General features: G+C 70.5%; 13 protein-coding genes and 3 pseudogenes. 6 read left to right on the top strand and 10 right to left on the bottom strand.

Going from position 1 to position 16,986, the window contains the following annotated elements; all coding sequences use genetic code 11:
* Window positions 1-58: 58 nt before the first annotated feature.
* Window positions 59-424: pseudogene (locus ACFVWD_RS31000) on the bottom strand (LuxR C-terminal-related transcriptional regulator); the annotation flags it as partial.
* Window positions 425-564: 140 nt separating this feature from the next.
* On the opposite strand from ACFVWD_RS31000, the pseudogene ACFVWD_RS30995 reads away from it, so the two are divergent.
* Together ACFVWD_RS30995 and ACFVWD_RS30990 are read left to right on the top strand one after the other, a co-directional pair.
* A pseudogene (locus tag ACFVWD_RS30995) lies at window positions 565-753 on the top strand (ATP-binding cassette domain-containing protein); the annotation flags it as partial.
* A pseudogene (locus ACFVWD_RS30990) lies at window positions 747-1,307 on the top strand (FtsX-like permease family protein); the annotation flags it as partial. The pseudogenes ACFVWD_RS30995 and ACFVWD_RS30990, both read left to right, overlap by 7 nt.
* An 8-nt stretch (window positions 1,308-1,315) precedes the next feature.
* Here ACFVWD_RS30990 and ACFVWD_RS30985 read toward each other — a convergent pair.
* The 4 genes from ACFVWD_RS30985 to ACFVWD_RS30970 form a co-directional block, all read right to left on the bottom strand.
* Complete coding sequence (locus tag ACFVWD_RS30985) at window positions 1,316-2,257, bottom strand: nucleoside hydrolase (RefSeq protein ID WP_389600837.1); 942 nt, start codon at window positions 2,255-2,257, stop codon at window positions 1,316-1,318.
* A gap of 136 nt (window positions 2,258-2,393) precedes the next feature.
* Complete coding sequence (locus ACFVWD_RS30980; RefSeq protein ID WP_389600835.1) at window positions 2,394-2,702, bottom strand: DUF1876 domain-containing protein; 309 nt, start codon at window positions 2,700-2,702, stop codon at window positions 2,394-2,396.
* 571 nt (window positions 2,703-3,273) lie between these two features.
* Window positions 3,274-4,305, bottom strand: a complete 1,032-nt coding sequence (locus tag ACFVWD_RS30975; protein WP_389600833.1) for a hypothetical protein — start codon at window positions 4,303-4,305, stop codon at window positions 3,274-3,276.
* Between the two features lie 44 nt (window positions 4,306-4,349).
* Window positions 4,350-4,877: a hypothetical protein gene (locus tag ACFVWD_RS30970; RefSeq protein ID WP_389600832.1), complete on the bottom strand. Its 528-nt coding sequence runs from the start codon at window positions 4,875-4,877 to the stop codon at window positions 4,350-4,352.
* Between the two features lie 755 nt (window positions 4,878-5,632).
* Between ACFVWD_RS30970 and ettA the strand changes: the two genes are divergently transcribed.
* From ettA to ACFVWD_RS30955, 3 genes are read left to right on the top strand one after another with little or no spacing between them, the layout of a single operon-like run.
* Window positions 5,633-7,297 carry an energy-dependent translational throttle protein EttA gene (gene ettA / locus ACFVWD_RS30965; protein WP_389600830.1) on the top strand — a complete coding sequence of 555 codons (1,665 nt, stop codon included), beginning with the start codon at window positions 5,633-5,635 and terminating at the stop codon, window positions 7,295-7,297.
* Between the two features lie 6 nt (window positions 7,298-7,303).
* A complete protein-coding gene (locus ACFVWD_RS30960) occupies window positions 7,304-7,714 on the top strand; it encodes a thioesterase family protein (protein WP_329534131.1) in 411 nt (136 codons plus the stop codon).
* A gap of 2 nt (window positions 7,715-7,716) precedes the next feature.
* Window positions 7,717-8,406 (top strand): hypothetical protein, encoded by a 690-nt coding sequence (locus ACFVWD_RS30955; RefSeq protein WP_389600890.1) that lies wholly within the window; start codon window positions 7,717-7,719, stop codon window positions 8,404-8,406.
* A gap of 19 nt (window positions 8,407-8,425) precedes the next feature.
* On the opposite strand, the gene ACFVWD_RS30950 is transcribed toward ACFVWD_RS30955, so the two are convergent.
* The gene (locus tag ACFVWD_RS30950; RefSeq protein ID WP_389600829.1) at window positions 8,426-8,830 is read right to left on the bottom strand and encodes a globin; all 405 of its coding nucleotides are present in this window, start codon (window positions 8,828-8,830) and stop codon (window positions 8,426-8,428) included.
* A gap of 130 nt (window positions 8,831-8,960) precedes the next feature.
* Here ACFVWD_RS30950 and ACFVWD_RS30945 point away from each other — a divergent pair, with 130 nt between their 5' ends.
* Window positions 8,961-9,962 carry a methyltransferase domain-containing protein gene (locus ACFVWD_RS30945; RefSeq protein ID WP_389600828.1) on the top strand — a complete coding sequence of 334 codons (1,002 nt, stop codon included), beginning with the start codon at window positions 8,961-8,963 and terminating at the stop codon, window positions 9,960-9,962.
* 45 nt (window positions 9,963-10,007) lie between these two features.
* Here the strand turns inward: ACFVWD_RS30945 and ACFVWD_RS30940 are convergent, their stop codons facing one another.
* The 4 genes from ACFVWD_RS30940 to ACFVWD_RS30925 all read right to left on the bottom strand — a co-directional run bounded on the left by ACFVWD_RS30940 (window position 10,008) and on the right by ACFVWD_RS30925 (window position 16,968).
* Window positions 10,008-11,408 (bottom strand): FHA domain-containing protein, encoded by a 1,401-nt coding sequence (locus ACFVWD_RS30940; protein WP_389600827.1) that lies wholly within the window; start codon window positions 11,406-11,408, stop codon window positions 10,008-10,010.
* 73 nt (window positions 11,409-11,481) lie between these two features.
* Complete coding sequence (locus ACFVWD_RS30935) at window positions 11,482-12,828, bottom strand: VWA domain-containing protein (protein ID WP_389600825.1); 1,347 nt, start codon at window positions 12,826-12,828, stop codon at window positions 11,482-11,484.
* Window positions 12,829-12,945: 117 nt separating this feature from the next.
* On the bottom strand, window positions 12,946-14,409 hold the full coding sequence (locus ACFVWD_RS30930; RefSeq protein WP_389600824.1) for a PP2C family serine/threonine-protein phosphatase: 1,464 nt from the start codon (window positions 14,407-14,409) through the stop codon (window positions 12,946-12,948).
* Complete coding sequence (locus ACFVWD_RS30925) at window positions 14,410-16,968, bottom strand: tetratricopeptide repeat protein (protein WP_389600822.1); 2,559 nt, start codon at window positions 16,966-16,968, stop codon at window positions 14,410-14,412.
* Between the last annotated feature and the right edge of the window lie 18 nt (window positions 16,969-16,986).

Genomic DNA, 16,986 nt, shown 5'->3' with positions numbered 1-16,986 from the left:
ACAAGACCTCTGCGTGCTGCTCGCCCCCTGAGCATCCAGGTCCTCACCGTCCGGGCCGTCACCCGCGCAGATAGGCAAGGACCGCCAGCACCCTGCGATGGGTCGCGTCGGCCGGAGGCAGGTCCAACTTGGCGAGGATGCTGCCGGTGTGCTTGCCCACGGCCGCCTCGGACACCACCAGTTCGAGGGCGATCGCGCCGTTCGACCTGCCCTCCGCGACCTCGCGCAGGGCGTCAACGAAGTCCTCGACCTGCCCCACCCGGTCCTTCAGCAGATAGCCGATCCCCGATCCGTCGCCGGTGTCCAGCAGTTCCGAGGCGTACGTCCGCTGCACGTACTGGCTGAGCACCAGGACCGGCAGCGTGGGCCGCTTCTCGCGCAGCCGCACGGCCGCGTGCAGCCCTTCGTCCTCGAACGCGGGGGGATGCATGGGCGTCGCCGTAGAAGGGCCGTCCCGGGCGGTGCCATCGGGGCAGGGGGCGGACCGGGGGTATGCCTGGCCCTATCCCAACTCTCGTTTCTGCCGCACTGCGCCGCGGTGCCTCCACACGGTTTCGTGAAGCCATGAACATCGACGCGATCCAGTTGCGCTCCGTCAGCAGGCGGTACGGGTCGGGCGACGGAGTGGTGACGGCACTCGACGAGGTCTCACTCGCCTTCCCGGGGGGAACCTTCACCGCTGTCATGGGCCCCTCCGGCTCGGGCAAGTCGACCCTGTTGCAGGGCGCCGCCGGGCTGGACCGCCGACAGTCGACCGGGGCGACGTCGCCCTCGCCGATGGTGCCGACGGTGCCGACGCGGACGCCGTGGCCGCCGCACTGCGTGCGGCGGTGCTCAGCTCGGGCGGGCAGGTCCTCGCCAAGGACCAGTGGGTACGCGCGAGTCACCCCGAGACGAACCGGACGACCCGGCTCGGCCTCCTGCTGGTCCTGGGCATCGCCCTCCTCTACTCCGGCATCTCCCTGGCCAACACCATGGTCATGGCGACCTCCGGCCGGGTGCGCGACCTGGCCGTGCTGCGCCTGGCCGGAGCCACCCGGTGGCAGGTGCTCCGGCTGGTGGGCGCCGAGGCGCTGACGGTCGTCGCGGTCGGCGGAGTACTGGGGCTCCTTGTCGCGGGGCTCAACCTGCGGGGCATGTGGAGCGCCCTGGGCCTGCTGTCGGCCCCGACCACGATCGAGATCCCCTGGACGGCCGTCGGTGCGGTCCTCGGCGCCTGCGCGGTGACGGCCGTCGTCTGGTCCGTCACCCCTGCCGCACTCGCGCTGAGGCGCCGGGCGGTGGAGCTGGCGGGTGTCCGGGAGTGACCCAGGGCCTAGGCGGAGGTGGTCGCGGCGATGGTTTCCAGCGAGCTGATGAGCAGGTCCCACAGGCGCTCGGTGTGCAGCTTCGTCGCCACGGAGGTGTTCGCCGGGCCGGAGCGGCCGCGGAAGTCGGTGACCGTCATGCCGTAGGTCGCCGTACCCCGCAGCTCGACCTCGACATGGGCCGGCGTGACCTCCATCAGGCTCGGGTCGATGGCCCGGCCGACCGCGCACGCGTCGTGGATGGTGGCCATCGCGCCGTGCACCTTGCCGACGTTGGCGTTGTAGTGGTCGAGGAGATCGACGACGAACCGGGACACGGGTGTGCCCAACGCCCCGATACGGGCCAGCAGTTCAGGTGTGGCGGCGGCCTGTGCCGTCAGATCGAGGCCGACCATGGTCAGGGGCCAGCCCGCCGAGAAGACGACCGCGGCCGCCTCGGGATCGGCGTGGATGTTGAACTCGGCCGCCGGTGTGATGTTGCCGCGGGTGTACGACCCGCCCATCAGGACGACCTCCTTGACCAGTTCGGCGATACGGGGCTCCCGGCGCAGCGCCAGCGCGATGTTGGTCAGGGGCGCGGTGGGGACGAGGGTGATCTCACCGGGGTGGGCGAGGACCGCCTCGATGATCAGATCGACGGCGTGCCGGGGGTCGGTCTCCACGGCCGGAGGGATGAACGCGGGGCCGTCCATCCCGGTGTCCCCGTGGATCTCGGCGGCGAGGGTCTGGTCCCGGACGAGGGGACCGCCGGCACCGGCCGCGACCGGTACGCCGCGCAGGCCCGCCAGGGTGCAGACCTGCCGGGCGTTCAGGGTGACCTTCTCGATGGTCTGGTTGCCCGCGACGGTCGTGATGGCGACGATCTCGACGTCGGGGTTCCCGGCGGCGAGCAGGATGGCGATGGCGTCGTCGAGCCCGGGGTCGCAGTCGATGATGATCTTCTTGGGCATGGGCGTCCTTCGGGTGGGACGGGATGCGGACCGGATCACTGGAAACAGCATGCTCCAGCCGACCCGTGTCGACCCCACCCCACCTCACTTCCCCCGCCCCTGTCGCGAAGGCTCACCTCAGCCGATGCGAGGTGGCTCACCTCAGCGGATGCGAGGTCCTCCCGGACGCCTCGTCGATCTCGTCGTGCGCCTTGGTCAACAGTTTCATCGCCAGTTCGTTGAGCGCCCGCGCGCCCGCGACCTCCTCGCCGACTCTCGGCTGGTTGGAGTCGGAGGGGTGGCGGCTGGCGTACCCGTGAGCGCGTACCTCGTTCCCGTCGGGGAGCCGGAGGAGAGCGGCGGCGCGGGTGCGGTGGTCGTCCTCCTCGAACTCGATCTCGACATGCCAGCCGACGGCGGTCCGTGCCTGCGCGGCGGCCGTTTGCGACTGTGTCGTCTGTGTCATTGCGATCACCTCCGAGGCGGGCCCAGCCCCTGATACGGGCCTCGGCCCCTACTACCAGAGTGTGCTTCTTCCCCCGACTCCGCACAGGATGACGCCCGACGGCGACAAGGGATGACCGGACGACTACGATCCGCCCGCGCCGAGGCGTCTTCTCGGAGGGTGCCCCAAGACGTCTTGGCCGGGCGGCGCTGACGAACCACCGGCAGCTCACCCCGTTGTCGGGCGTCACCACCAAGGGAGAGCCGACGCCGCTCGACGAACTGCGCGGCAGCGTGGCCGGGTCTGGGACGCCTGTCAGGACTTCCGCCACGGATTCGCGAGGAGCTGGGCGTCACGCCGCCCATCGGGCGCCTGCTCGCGGTCGACCGGGCACCGAACGAAGCCGAGGGCGACAAGGTGCTTTACCTCTTCGACGGCGGCCGGCTCAGCCAGGACCACCTTGTCCGGATCACCCTGCGGCCGGACGAGCTGAAGGGCTTTTCCTTCCTGCCCCCGGGCGGACACGTTCGAACTGCGACTGCAGGGCCAGTCAGGAATCAGCAGTCAGGCATCAGCAGTCAGGCATCAGGAGTCAGGAATCGTCGCCTCCGGAGCTTCGCCGATAAGTACGGATGATCACGAGCGTCGAGAAAATCACGAGGATCAGAGCCGTCGATGCCGAGATGAGTCTCCAGTTCAGCGAGCTTTGCTGATCATCGCTTGAAAGGACTGCCGCGGCCATTCCTGGCCCGTTCGGGAAGGTGATTCGAGCTTTTTTCGTCACCTCCAACAACCCGCTTTTCAACGTAAGGGAGACGTCCCACGGGCCGTCCGTGACCTGATCGGTCACGATGACGTTCACCGACGCGGACTGGCCGGGCGCCAAGCTCTTTCCGGAGTCGACCGGGTAGGGTCCGGCGCTGATGCTTCCGGATACCTGGGACATCTTCATGGCGCCGGTGAGGTCCAGAGCGCGGCCACCGGTGTTGTGGACCTTGGCGTGTACGACGGCGCGCCCACTGGCATCACGCTCAGCCGTCATGTTGTCCACCGTGAATCGGGCACGCGGCGGGTTGTTGCCGCCCACCGAGAGGTAGAGCCGGATTCCGGTGCGGCTGACCAAGGTGATGCCGCTGCCCAGGTCGCGACCGCTGACCTGCGCCCACACCACGCCGTATCGCTCGCCGGGGGCGGCATCCTTCGGAATGGCGATGGTCACGGTGTCACGGGCTCTGGAGTGAGCGGGGACATCCAGGCTCAGCCGACTGGGCTTGATCCAGGTGGTGAGCTCGTTACGGGTGCTTCCGGCAGCGCCGACGAAGGCACCCCGGCGGATATCGGCCGCGCCGGGGTAGACCGCGACATGCAGGACGTCGGCCGACTTGTTCGACACCTCGATGCGCCGCTTCACCGTGACACCGGGTTTCAGGCTGTCGATGATGTACTGCCTTGCCCGTGGGTCTTTGACGAGGTCGGCGGGGACATCGACGAGCCGGATACCCACGGCGTCCGGGGGGTTCGGCCGCTGTACCGGATCCGATACGAGGGATGTGGCCGAAGCGGCGCTGGTGGCCACGGCAAGCGCCGTGGCCACCAGCACCGCGAGGGAAAAGAACCTGGGCACAGGGCTTTACGGTTTCCTTTTTTGCGGTGAGGACGTACGAGGTCTCAGGCCACGGAGTGCGTGATCGTCGAGCTGTACGTTCCCGCCAGCGCGTTCGCGGGAATGGTGAGATGGATCGTCGGGTTCCAGGTGGCCGAGTTGATGCCGCTCACGCCGGTGGCCACCTGGACGGCGCCAGGGGGATAGAGCGCGTTCAAGTCGCTCGAGGTGACAGTGGCGGTGCCGCTGACCGAGGCTGCCGGTGTGATGTAAGCGCTGGAGCCGTTAGCGGATACGGAGATGTTCTGGGGGCCCGTGAAGTCGACCGCGCTTGCCGTGGCGGTCCAGCCCGCGGTACCGCCTCGACCGTCTGTCACCGTGACGTTGCCCAGCTGGCTGTTGACCGACTGCGCACTGCCGCTGACGGCGACGGTGCCGAGATTCACGGGCCCCGCCGGGACGCTGATGTCGAGCGTGCCTGACGAGACCTGGACGGTCACCGGCGTGTCCGCCGCCGAAGCCGGCATCGGCGATGCCAGAACCGCCACTGCCGCTCCGGCGATCAGGGAGCTGATGACTCTACGAATTCTCATGGGTGTGACCTCGCTTGGCTACCGGGAGAGGTTGGGGCAGCACGGCAGGGGCCGATGCGCAAGTTCACGCTAAGGCGAGCATGATCAAGAAGCGCACGGACTCCATTGTGTGGAGGCTCGATCCACACGAACGGCGGAGTTTGGGGGGCGGCTGACGCGGCCATGACTGCATCACCACCAAGGACAGTCCCGACACGCCGCCATCAACGCCCCCGGACAAAGACGTACACGAGCGTCACTGTCCGGCCATTGCGACGGCAGGTGGCGGTGTCGAGCGGCGACCGTGACCGATGTCCGAAGGCGGGCGTCGGCGCGCGCCACAGGCCGTGCCACATCAGATGGTCAACCAGGGGCAACACCGGTCCGCCGCGGTCGAGATGCGCCGCCGAGCCGGGGACTCTCCAAACCCGGAACGACCTGCGCGCAGTCGCCACCCCGCGCCACCAGGCTTAGAAGGCGGTGCTCGTGGTCTCCGGTGCAGTCATGAACTCTCTACGACGAGTACATGTTGCCCACGGGCCCCAGAGTGCCGAGTGAGTGATCATCTCTGGGCCGTCCCTGGGCCGTCCCTGGGCCGTGCGAGGTCGCTCGGCGGTGACCGGCGACGACAACCAGTGACAGGTCAGCCACCAGCACGGTCGGTGAACGGCCAGGTCACGGCCCCCCGGCCGAACGGGTTTCCTTCGAGGGGTAGCCGTCAGGCAAGATGGGGTGTATCTGCCCACTGCCGATTTCAAGCGTCCGGACGGTTTCTCTTGGCTGAGTTCATTTACACCATGCGCAAGACGCGCAAGGCGCACGGCGACAAGGTGATTCTCGACGACGTCACCTTGAACTTCCTGCCGGGTGCGAAGATCGGTGTGGTCGGTCCCAACGGTGCCGGTAAGTCCACCGTTCTGAAGATCATGGCGGGGCTCGAGCAGCCGTCCAACGGTGAGGCGTACCTGTCACCCGGGTACAGCGTCGGGATGCTGCTGCAGGAGCCCCCGCTCGACGAGTCCAAGACCGTTCTGGAGAACGTCCAGGACGGCGCCGCCGAGATCATGGGCAAGCTCAAGCGCTTCAACGAGGTCGCCGAGCTCATGGCGACCGACTACTCGGACGCGCTCATGGAGGAGATGGGCAAGCTCCAGGACGACCTGGACCACGCAGGCGCGTGGGACCTGGACGCCCAGCTGGAGCAGGCCATGGACGCCCTGGGCTGCCCGCCCGGCGACTGGCCGGTCACCAACCTCTCCGGTGGTGAGAAGCGCCGCGTCGCGCTGTGCAAGCTGCTGATCGAGGCGCCCGACCTGCTGCTCCTCGACGAGCCCACCAACCACCTGGACGCCGAGTCCGTGCAGTGGCTGGAGCAGCACCTCGCGAAGTACGCGGGCACCGTCGTCGCCGTCACCCACGACCGGTACTTCCTCGACAACGTCGCCGAGTGGATCCTCGAGCTCGACCGTGGCCGCGCGCACCCCTACGAGGGCAACTACTCCACGTACCTCGACAAGAAGGCCTCCCGCCTCAAGGTCGAAGGCCAGAAGGACGCCAAGCGGGCGAAGAGGCTCAAGGAAGAGCTCGAGTGGGTGCGGTCCAACGCCAAGGGGCGTCAGGCCAAGTCCAAGGCGCGTCTGTCCCGCTACGAGGAGATGGCGGCCGAGGCCGACAAGATGCGGAAGCTGGACTTCGAGGAGATCCAGATCCCGCCGGGCCCGCGTCTGGGTTCCATCGTCGTCGAGGTCAACAACCTCTCCAAGGCCTTCGGGGAGAAGGTCCTCATCGACGACCTCTCCTTCACGCTGCCGCGTAACGGGATCGTCGGCGTCATCGGCCCGAACGGCGCCGGCAAGACCACGCTCTTCAAGATGATCCAGGGACTCGAGACGCCGGACTCCGGCACGATCAAGGTCGGCGAGACCGTCAAGATCAGTTACGTCGACCAGAGCCGCGAGAACATCGACCCGAAGAAGTCGCTGTGGGCCGTCGTCTCGGACGAGCTGGACTACATCAATGTGGGCCAGGTCGAGATGCCGTCGCGCGCGTACGTCTCCGCCTTCGGGTTCAAGGGCCCCGACCAGCAGAAGCCGGCCGGTGTCCTCTCCGGCGGTGAGCGCAACCGGCTCAACCTCGCCCTCACCCTCAAGCAGGGCGGCAACCTGCTGCTCCTCGACGAGCCGACCAACGACCTCGACGTCGAGACGCTGTCCTCGCTCGAGAACGCGCTGCTGGAGTTCCCGGGTGCGGCCGTGGTCGTCTCCCACGACCGCTGGTTCCTGGACCGGGTCGCGACGCACATCCTCGCCTACGAGGGTGACTCGAAGTGGTTCTGGTTCGAGGGCAACTTCGAGTCGTACGAGAAGAACAAGATCGAGCGCCTCGGCGCGGACGCCGCGCGCCCGCACCGTGCCACCTACAAGAAGCTGACCCGGGGCTGATCGATCTTGCGGCACATCTACCGCTGCCCGCTGCGCTGGGCGGACATGGACGCGTACGGCCACGTCAACAACGTGGTTTTCCTCCGCTATCTGGAGGAAGCCCGTATCGACTTCCTGTTCCGCCCGGAGAAGGACTTCAAGCAGGGGTCCGTGGTAGCGCGCCACGAGATCGACTACAAGCGGCAGCTGGTCCACCGGCACACGCCGGTGGACATCGAGCTGTGGGTGACGCAGATACGAGCCGCGTCGTTCACGATCGCCTACGAGGTCAAGGATCCGGACCAGGTCTATGTCACGGCCTCGACGGTCATCGTGCCGTTCGACTTCGAGACGCAGCGCCCGCGCCGGATCACGGCCGAGGAACGCGAGTTCCTGGAGTCGTACCGGGACGACGTGGACGAGGCCGTCGCGGCATGACCGTGACCGCGTTGCACCTCACCGACGACGGGGAGGCGGCGGACCTCGCCGCCTTCCTCGCCCGGCTGATCCACTACGACCGCGCCGCCGCCGTACGCCTCCAGGTGTCCGGCACCGCGCTCGCGGTCTTCGGCCGGCCGCCGTCGTTCGAGGTCCTTGCGATCCGTACGGCGCGGCTCGCCAAGCCGTACGAGAACGGTCTCGACGTGACACTCGACGTGACCGTCTCCGCCGGTGAACTCCTGGAGTCCATCGACGAGTCGGCGGCCACCGTCAGCGTTCCCGGGGCGGTCACCGGGCCGCCGTGGGCCGGGGTCCTCCCGCCCCGCGGAGGCTGGCAGCCGGAGCCGGGACTGCCCGGACCGGACGCCGTACGCGCGATGGTCGCCACCGCGGTCGCCGAATTCCGGTCCCGTACGCAGGAGTTGGCGCCCGAGGCCCGTACCCGCGCCGAACTCGACCGCATAGGACGGGAGATCTGGTCCCGGCCGATCGGTGACACCGGCCTTCAGGTACGAGCCGTGCACGCGGCGCAGTCGCTCGGGTTCCTGCTGCCGGTGCGTCAGGCCGACCCGGGCGAGAGCCCGTTGGGGCTGTACTCGTCCGGGGCGTGGCTGCGGCTGCGTACGCCCTACGGATCGATCGCCGTCCGCCGGGCGGGACTCGGGGCACTGGACGTCAGCGTCCGCTGATCCCCCCGGAGGGGCGCTCTCAGCCGGCCGTGTTGATCATCGACGCCGCCGCGTACGTCAGGTAGTTCCACAGCGTGTGCTCGTGCTCCTCGGAGAGGCCGAGCTCGTCGACGGCCACGCGCATGTGCGCCAGCCAGGCGTCGTGTGCCGCCTGGTCGACGGCGAACGGGGCGTGCCGCATGCGCAGCCGGGGGTGACCGCGGTTGTCGCTGTACGTCGTCGGGCCGCCCCAGTACTGGATCAGGAACAGCCTGAAGCGCTCCTCGGCCGGGCCCAGGTCCTCTTCGGGGTACATGGCCCGCAGCAGCGGGTCCTCGGCCACTCCCTCGTAGAAGCGGTGCACGAGGCGCCGGAAGGTCTCCTCGCCGCCGACCTGCTCGTAGAAGGTCTGCTCCTGAAGCGTGCCGCGCCGAATCTCTTTCACCTCACCATCGTCTCAGACCGGGTGACCGAGGACGCAAGGCTTAGGACCAGCGACCCAGCGCCCCCAGCGACCTGGCGGCCCAGCGGGTGCGGCACTCGCCTCGCGGCCCGTCCCGCCGCACAGTGGAGGTATGAGCGGGCACGCTCTCGACCACGACCACGACCACGATCACGACCTCGACAACCTCGCCACCCTGGCGCGGGCCGCCCTGGTGCGCGAAATCGACCGGAGTGGGGCCTGGGCCGCCGACCCGGTGTGGCGGGCGGCGTTCGAGGAGGTCCCGCGCCACCTCTTCGTGCCGTACTACTACGTCGGTGCCGTGGGCGGCTTCGAGCGGGTGTGGGGCGAGGACCCCGACCCGCGCAGCCGTGAGCACTGGGTGCGCGGCGCCTACGCGGACGCCCCGCTGGCCACCCGGGTGCGCGACGGTGAGTTGGTCTCCTCCAGCAGCCAGCCCTCGCTGATGGCGATGATGCTGACCGCGCTGGAGGTACGGGAGGGGGACGCCGTCCTGGAGATCGGCGCCGGCACCGGCTACAACGCGGCGCTGCTCGCCCACCGTCTCGGCGACCGCCTGGTGACCACGGTCGACCTCGACCCGGAGATCACCGAGTCCGCGCGCCGGCACCTGGCCACCGCCGGATACCACCCGACCGTCGTCACCGCGGACGGCGCCCGCGGGGTCCCCGAACGCGCCCCCTTCGACCGGATCATCGCGACCTGCACGCTGACCTCGATCCCGCGGCCGTGGCTCGCCCAGTGCCGTCCCGGCGCCCGCATCCTGGCGCCGCTGTCCACCGGCCTGATCGCGCTGCGCGTCCGGGACGCCGGACACGCCGAGGGGCGTTTCCTGCACACGCCGGCCTACTTCGTGCCCCTGCGCGGCGAGAGCCGGCCCGAGGAGTCGGAGCCGCAGGACCTGCGCGAGCTGCCGCGCCGGGCCCGCGGCGACGAGCTGTTCCGATTCCTGCTGACCCTGGCAGGGCGCGGCCTCGACCCGTACGAGGCGTACGAGCTGTGGGAACGCGAGAACCGGCCCGTGCGCGAGCGGTACGGGGTCACGGTCGACGGCGCGGACGCCTGGGCGTGGCTGGACGACCCCGAGGGGCCGTACGCCTGGCCGCTGCCATGACTCCTGCCGTGACTCCTGCCGTGGTCCCTGCCGCGACCCCCGCCGTCAGCCTCGCCTGATGGTGATCGTCGTCCAGGCGCCGACATGCACCCGGTCGCCGTCCTGGAGCGGGATCGGCACGAAGGGCTGGATGGGCTCCTCGCCGCCGTTGACCGTGGTGCCGTTGGTCGAGTTCTGGTCGACGACCGCCCAGCTGCCGTCCGGCTGCTGGACCAGGACCGCGTGCTGGTGCGAGACGCCCGGGTCCTCCGGGGGCACCGAGAGGTCGATGTCGGGGATGTCGCCGGTGGAGTGCCGACGGCGGCCGATCGTCATCTGGTTGCCGGTGAGCGGGCGCTGCTGCTCCGGCGAGTACGCGGGCAGGTTCAGGCCCGCGGCCTCGGGGCCGGAGCGCTGCATCATCGCCATGAAGTACTCGCGGTCGGGACCGATCGTCGCGCTCCAGGACAGCGGCTGCCGCTGCTGCTGGTAGTCGGGACCGGGGCCGGGCGGGGCCTGGGTCACGCCGGGCTGCGGATAGCCGTAGCCGCCGCCCTGACCCATGCCGGGACCACCGGGGTGGCCGCCGGGACCACCCGGCCCGCCGGGCGAATTGCCCGACGGCGGGGAGATCACCCAGTCGTCGTCACCGCCGCCGAAGGACGGGCCCCCGGGCTGCGGACCGCCGGGCCCGGGCGGACCCTGCTGCGGGAACGCGGGCGCGGCCGGCTGCTGGGTGAAGGCCTGCGGGGCGCCGGGGCCACCGGGTCCGCCGGGCGTGGGCCCGGGCGGCGGCGGAACCGGACGGGACGGGTCCGCACCGAAACCGCCAGGACCAGGACCACCGAAGCCACCGGGCCCACCGGGACCAGCGCCAGGGCCGCCGGGCCCACCAGGACCACCGGGACCGCCCTGACGGGACGGGTCGCCGCGGAAGCCCGACGGATCCTGCCCGTAGGGCGGAATCGGTTCCGCGGGGCGGTTCATCTGCGAGGGCCGCGAGCTCTGGTAGTCGAACGGGTCGTGACCGGGACCGGTCGCGGGGCCGGGACCGCCCGGCTGCCCCTGCGGCGGCTGCTGGAAGCGCAGCGCCGGATTGGGCATTCCGGGCGCGGGTGACTGCGGACGCGGCGCCGCCGGGGTGTACGAGGTCGCCGTGTTCGTCAGGAAGTTCCACCGGCACTCCTCGCAGAACGGCGCACCGCCCTCACGGGGCGTACGGCACTGCGGGCAGAGCTCCGGCTCGGAATTGGGCACGGCGGACAGGTGCGGGCGCCCACCGGGGGCGCCGGGGCCGCCGGGACCCCCGGGACCGGAGGGCGGGGGCGAGCCGGGCGGCGGATAGCCGTAACCGGCGGCGGGCGGCGGCGGTGGAGGGGGCGGAGGCACGGCACCGGCCATGCGGTGACCGCAGACCTCGCACCAGTCGTCGGAACCCGACTGGTGTCCGTTCGGGCAGGTCGGCATGTCGGCGCTTCCCCCTCTCCTTTTCCGGCCGTTGTGACCGGGTTTCTCCAGTTCCCCACGGGAACCGGGCTCGCTACTTCTTTACACGAACAGTCTTTGTGGACCGTGTCTCAAGGGTCATTTCGTCAGCCTCTTCGACCCTTGCCTTCAATCGCACAGTACCTGCCGCGGCGTCGACCACGTCCACCACCTTCGCAAGCAGTTTCGCAGTATCCGCGTTGCCCGACGCGCTCGCGAGCTGAACGGCGCGGCCCAGCTTGGCCGTTGCCCCGTCGACATCTCCCGATTTGCGAAGATCCAGACCTTGTTGGATGACTTGCGCCAGTTCGGCCTGGCCTGTGTAGTGTGCGACCTGGGCGTTGATCCTCGTCGAGGCCACCATGTCGTCGGTCCACACGGCCTTGACGAGCCCCTGGGCGCCGAGGTTGTGCACGCCCCCGTCGCCCTGCGGCACGACGAGCGAGACCCGGGCGGCCAGCATCTCCTGGCCCACTCCGGCCAAGGGGACCTCGACGCACACGTGGTAGTCGCGGGACTCGTCGCCCCAGGACCCGGTGGGGTAGTCGCCGGCGCGCGGGCCCGCCTCGGTGCGACGGTCGGTCAGCTCCTCGACCGTGGGGGCCACTTGCTTGACGAACTTGATCTCGGTGCCGACCGGCGTCCACAGGCGCAGCGCGACGTCCGCGACCTCCTTGCCCATGGCCGTCTCCATCATCTGTGTGAAGTCGGCGGACAGGGCGGCCGGGTCCGCGACGATGTCGGCGGTGCCGAGCAGCGCCGAGGCGATCCCGGTGACCTCCTTGACCTCCCAGTCCGTGCCCACTCCACGCGCGTCACAGGTGAAACGTCCGGCACAGGAGTCGAGCGCGGCCTTGAGGTCCTGTGGCGACTCGTGTTCGTTGCGGCCGTCGGTCAGCAGGATGCCGTGCCGGATCGACACCTCGGCCGAGGACAGCAGTCGGTCGGCGAGGCGCAGCCAGGTGCCGATCGCCGTACCGCCGCCCGCGCTCAGCCTGCGCAGTGCCTCCTTGGCCTGGCCGCGGGTCGCCGCGTCGGCCACCGCGAGGCGCCCGCCCGCGGGGTAGACCTCCTTGGCGACGTGCGTGCCGCCGATCACCGCGAAGTGCACGCCGTCGCGCAGGGTGTCGATCGCGGCGGCCGTGGCCTCGCGGGCGTTGCGCATCTTGGTCGGCGGGTAGTCCATCGAGCCGGAACAGTCGACCATGATCACCACGGCGGCGTCCGGGCCCCGGCCCGCCGCGTACAGGTGGGGCGCGCCGACCGCGCTCCCGACGGTGCCGCCGCCGGTGGCGCTCACCGTGACGATCGCGTTGACCTCGCGGCCGCCCTCGGGCAGGTACTCGTTCTGGTACACGTCGACCGAGAACTGCGGCACGTTCGACTTCGAGAAATTGGCCATGCCTTCTTCGTCCCCCTCAAGACCTCCGGTAGTTGGCGGAGGCGATGACTGTATGCGGACCGGTCCCCTCCGGTCCGAGGCCGTCCCCGTGGGCACGGATTGCGCCTTTTCGCGGCCTCAGGCCGATCCTGCCCCCTGCGGCGGGGCCGGGAACGGGACGACGGCCACTGTTACGTTGTCGTGGCCCCCACCGTCCAGGGCGTGACCCATCAGGACCTGGGCGCTGTGAAGGGGCCTTTCGGCGGCGTCCAGCGGCACGACCTCGGCCATCTCCTCCGCCGCCTCCGCGTAGTTCCACAGTCCGTCGGTGCACACGACCACCACACCGGGCCGGTCCGGCTTGAAAGAAGCGGTGTGCGGCTCCAGTTCGTACGCGTCCGCGCCGAGCCAGCCCGTGATGGCGTGGGCGCGCTCGTCGGCGTACGCCTGCGCCTCGCTCATCAGGCCCGCGGCGACCATCTGCGCGGCCCAGGAGTCGTCCTCGGTGAGCCGGGCGGGGGGTGAAGTCCGGTCGACGGGAACCCAGTAGGCGCGGCTGTCGCCGACCCAGCCGACGATCAGCAGGGCGGGGGTGACGACGGCGCCGACGAGGGTGCAGGCGGGCGCGTTCTGGTGCGGGGCGTGCTCCTCGTGCGCGGGGGGCGCCTCGGCCAGCGAGTTGACGGCCTCGGAGGCCGCGAGGATCGCCTCGTGCATGGCCTGCTGCGGGTGGGTGCCGAGCGGCAGCGCCGCCAGCAGCGCCTCATTGGCCGCCCGCGACGCGGCGAGCGAGGCCTCGTCGGGGCGGGTCGCCGAAGAGACCCCGTCGCAGACGATCGCGACGACCGCGGGAGAGCCGTCCGGCAGCGCGGTCGAGGAGATCGCGAACGCGTCCTCGTTGCGGTGGTGACGCAGACCCCGGTCGCTGACCGCGGCCACCGCACCCAACTCCTGCTCCATGTGATCCCGTTCGCGCGGCTGGGCGTGCCCGCAGTTCTCGCAGTAGCCGTCGCTGTCCACATGACCGGAGCGGCAGGCGACGCACAGTTTGGTGCCCGCGGGGGGCGTGACGGGTGCGGCGAGGTCGGCGGTCCGCGGATCGACGACAGGCCCGGCGGGGGCTTCGGCCGGCGGGGCGAGCGGGTACTCGTCGGGCTCCGGGGGCCGGTCGAACCGTACGCCCGAAGGCTGCCCGCCCGTAGGCCCTGCACCCGAAGGCTGCCCGCCCGAAGGCCCTGCCCCCGAAGGCTGCCCGCCCGAGGGGTGGTCGCCCGGCTGCTGGGCTCCCGCGGACTCCGTGTCCGGGTGCGGGAGTTCGGAGCCGCCCGAGTCCATGCCCCGGATGTCGGTCGCCCGGTGCACAGGCGCGGGCGTGTCGGAGTTCGCCGGCTCCGGCGCGAGGGGCCAGTCCAGGGACGCGGCGGCCTCGGAGGAGCGTGTCGACGAGCCGTTCATGGCGATCGTGGGGTGGTCCTGGGGCGGTGTGGGCACCGCCGACAGGTCGTACCCGCACGCACCGCAGAAACGGTCACCCGTCTCCAGGGGCTCCTCGCAACTGGGGCACCGCGAAAGGGCCGTCGGCTGGGGCATCTGGGACATCAATCACACCCACGTCCGGGGGCGGTAACGGTTGGCACGTTCCACCAGGTCGATCCTCTCCTCGCCGCCCTGCGCGAGGCGGGCCAGCGTGCGGTACGAACGCTCCAGTGCGAAACGCAGACCGCGCTCGTCCACCTCACTGCCGAGCAGCACCCGTCCGCCGACGGAGTGCAGGGCGGAACTCTGGCTACCGGAGAGTACCCAGTCCAGGGCGCAGCCAAGGACTTCCGTCGACAACTGCTCGCGTCGCACCGCGTCCAGACCGTATCCGTCCAGAGCCTCGACCTGGCCCGCGGCGGCGGTCAGATCGTCCAGGAACGCCGCTGCCGCCGCCTCCTCGGCCAGCCGCTGCCGCAGCCGCGCCCGCACGGCCGCGACCCGCGCCGCCGTGTAGTGGATCGACGACTCCGGTACGGACTCCAGTGTGCGTACGGAGCCGCGGCGGTCGCCCGCCGCGAGCTGTACGCGGGCCAGGCCGAACGCCGAGCTGACATAGCTGGGGTCGGTCGTCCACACCAGGCGGTAGTACTCGCCCGCGTTGTCCAGCTGCCCGAGCACCTCCGCGCACAGGCCGAGGGCCAGCTTCGGCGCGGGCTCGCCCGGGAAGGCGTCGTAGATCGCGTCGAAGGACAGCGCCGCGGTCTCGTGCTCCCCGGTCGCCAGGGCCGCGACGCCCCGGTACCAGACCACCCGCCAGTCGTCGGGGTGGTCCGCCTCCAGCGCCTCCAGGGCCCTGCTCGCACTGGCCAGTTCGCCCATCTCCAGCCGGGCCCGCAGCTCGCGCAGGCGCAGCTCCAGAGAGCCGGTGGGCGCCGCGTGCAGCGCGGTGATCAGCTCCGCGGGCGCCGAGGCCATCAGGCCCGCGAGGAAACCGGCGTTGGGGTCCCCCGGGTCGACCCGGGGGACCGGCAGCGCGAGCGCGGTCGCCGCGGCGTTCAGCGGCTTGACCACAGTGGCCGGGACCGGAGCGGGAGCCAGGGGGAGCGGCGGGGTCCCGTTCACCCCCGCTCCGTTGCTGCCGGGGGATGGCGAGGGCGCGCGCTTTCTCCCTCGCAGGGGCACCGCGCGCGCCCCCAGCCGTGACACGTCTCCGTCCAGCCTTCCGAACAACTCCGTGTCCGTGACCTTCAGTTCCGGCCCGAACAGGGTGGACAGGGACGGGCGCGCCCGCCCCGTCTGGAGGGACACGACCTCCCTGAGCACACCCGTCAGCTGCTCCGCCATCTCCTGCGAGGACGCGAACCGGCGCGCCGGATCGGGGTCGGTGGCGCGCACCAGGAGCCGGTAGAAGGACTCGTACGTCCGGAAGACCTCGATGTTGTCCGGGTCCGGCAGGGAGTCCACGAAGACGTTCGTGTACCCCTGGAAGTCGAAGGTCAGCACGGCCAGGGTGCGGGCGACCGTGTAGAGGTCACTCGCCACCGACGGACCGACCTCGGCCACCTCCGGCGCCTGGTAGCCCACCGTGCCGTAGATGGCCGATTCGTCGTCGTCCATTCTGCGCACCGCGCCCATGTCGATCAGCTTGAGCTGGTCTTCGGTCTGGATCGCGTTGTCGACCTTGAAGTCGCAGTAGAGCAGATTGCGGCTGTGCAGATGGCCGAGCGCCTCCAGGGCCTCGATGCCGTACGCGCAGGCCTGCTCGACCGGCAGCGGATCGCGCTTCCCGTCCCCCGTCCGGCGCCCGTTGGCGATCTCCTTCAGCGACTTGCCGCCGACGTACTCCATGACGATGTACCCGTCCAGCGAACCCGTCCGCTGGTCCAGGTGCTCCACGAAGTTGTAGATCCGCACGATGTTGGCGTGCTCGATCTCCGCCAGGAAGCGCCGCTCGGAGATCGCCGCCGCCATCGCGTCCTGGTCGCCGGTGTCGAGCAGACCCTTGAGGACCACCCAGCGGTCGGAGACCGCACGGTCGACGGCGAGGTAGACCCAGCCGAGCCCGCCGTGCGCGAGACAGCCCACCACCTCGTACTGGCCGTGCACGATGTCGCCCGTGTGCAGCTTCGGCACGAACGAGTACGGGTGACCGCACTTGGTGCAGAACCCCTCGGTGCGCCCCACCCGCTCACCGCGCGAACGGCCCACGGGCGCCCCGCAGTCGGAGCGCGAGCAGAACCGCTTGCGCTCGGGCACCTCCGGGTTCTCCAGCACCATCGCGCGCGGGTCGGGCCGCGGCACGTCCGGCACCTGCACCAGCCCGACGCCGAGCCGGCCGCGGCCACTGGAGGCGGCGGTCGAGCCCGAACTGCGCACCGACACCGAGCGGCCGGTCGCGTTGCCGGACAGCGAGCGCGACAGGCGTCCGGAGACCGAGCGCCGCGACTGCGAGGAGCGCGAGGACGTACGGGAACTGGAGCTGCGGGAACTCGCCCGCGAACTGCTGCCGGAGCCGCGCGAGCCCTTGCCGCCCGCGGTGAGTCCGGTCGGGGGCGAGCCCACCATGCCGTTCGACGCGACGACGGGTGCCAGACCGCACGTGTCGCAGTACAGCTCGCCGCCGCCCACGTCCTCGTACGACCCCGGGCAACCGGGCCGCTGGCACTTCTGCTGCTCACTCACACTGCATCACCTTCAACG

Source organism: Streptomyces sp. NPDC058086 (genome assembly GCF_042885015.1).
Taxonomy (GTDB): domain Bacteria; phylum Actinomycetota; class Actinomycetes; order Streptomycetales; family Streptomycetaceae; genus Streptomyces.
This window is presented reverse-complemented; position numbering and strand designations above follow the sequence as displayed.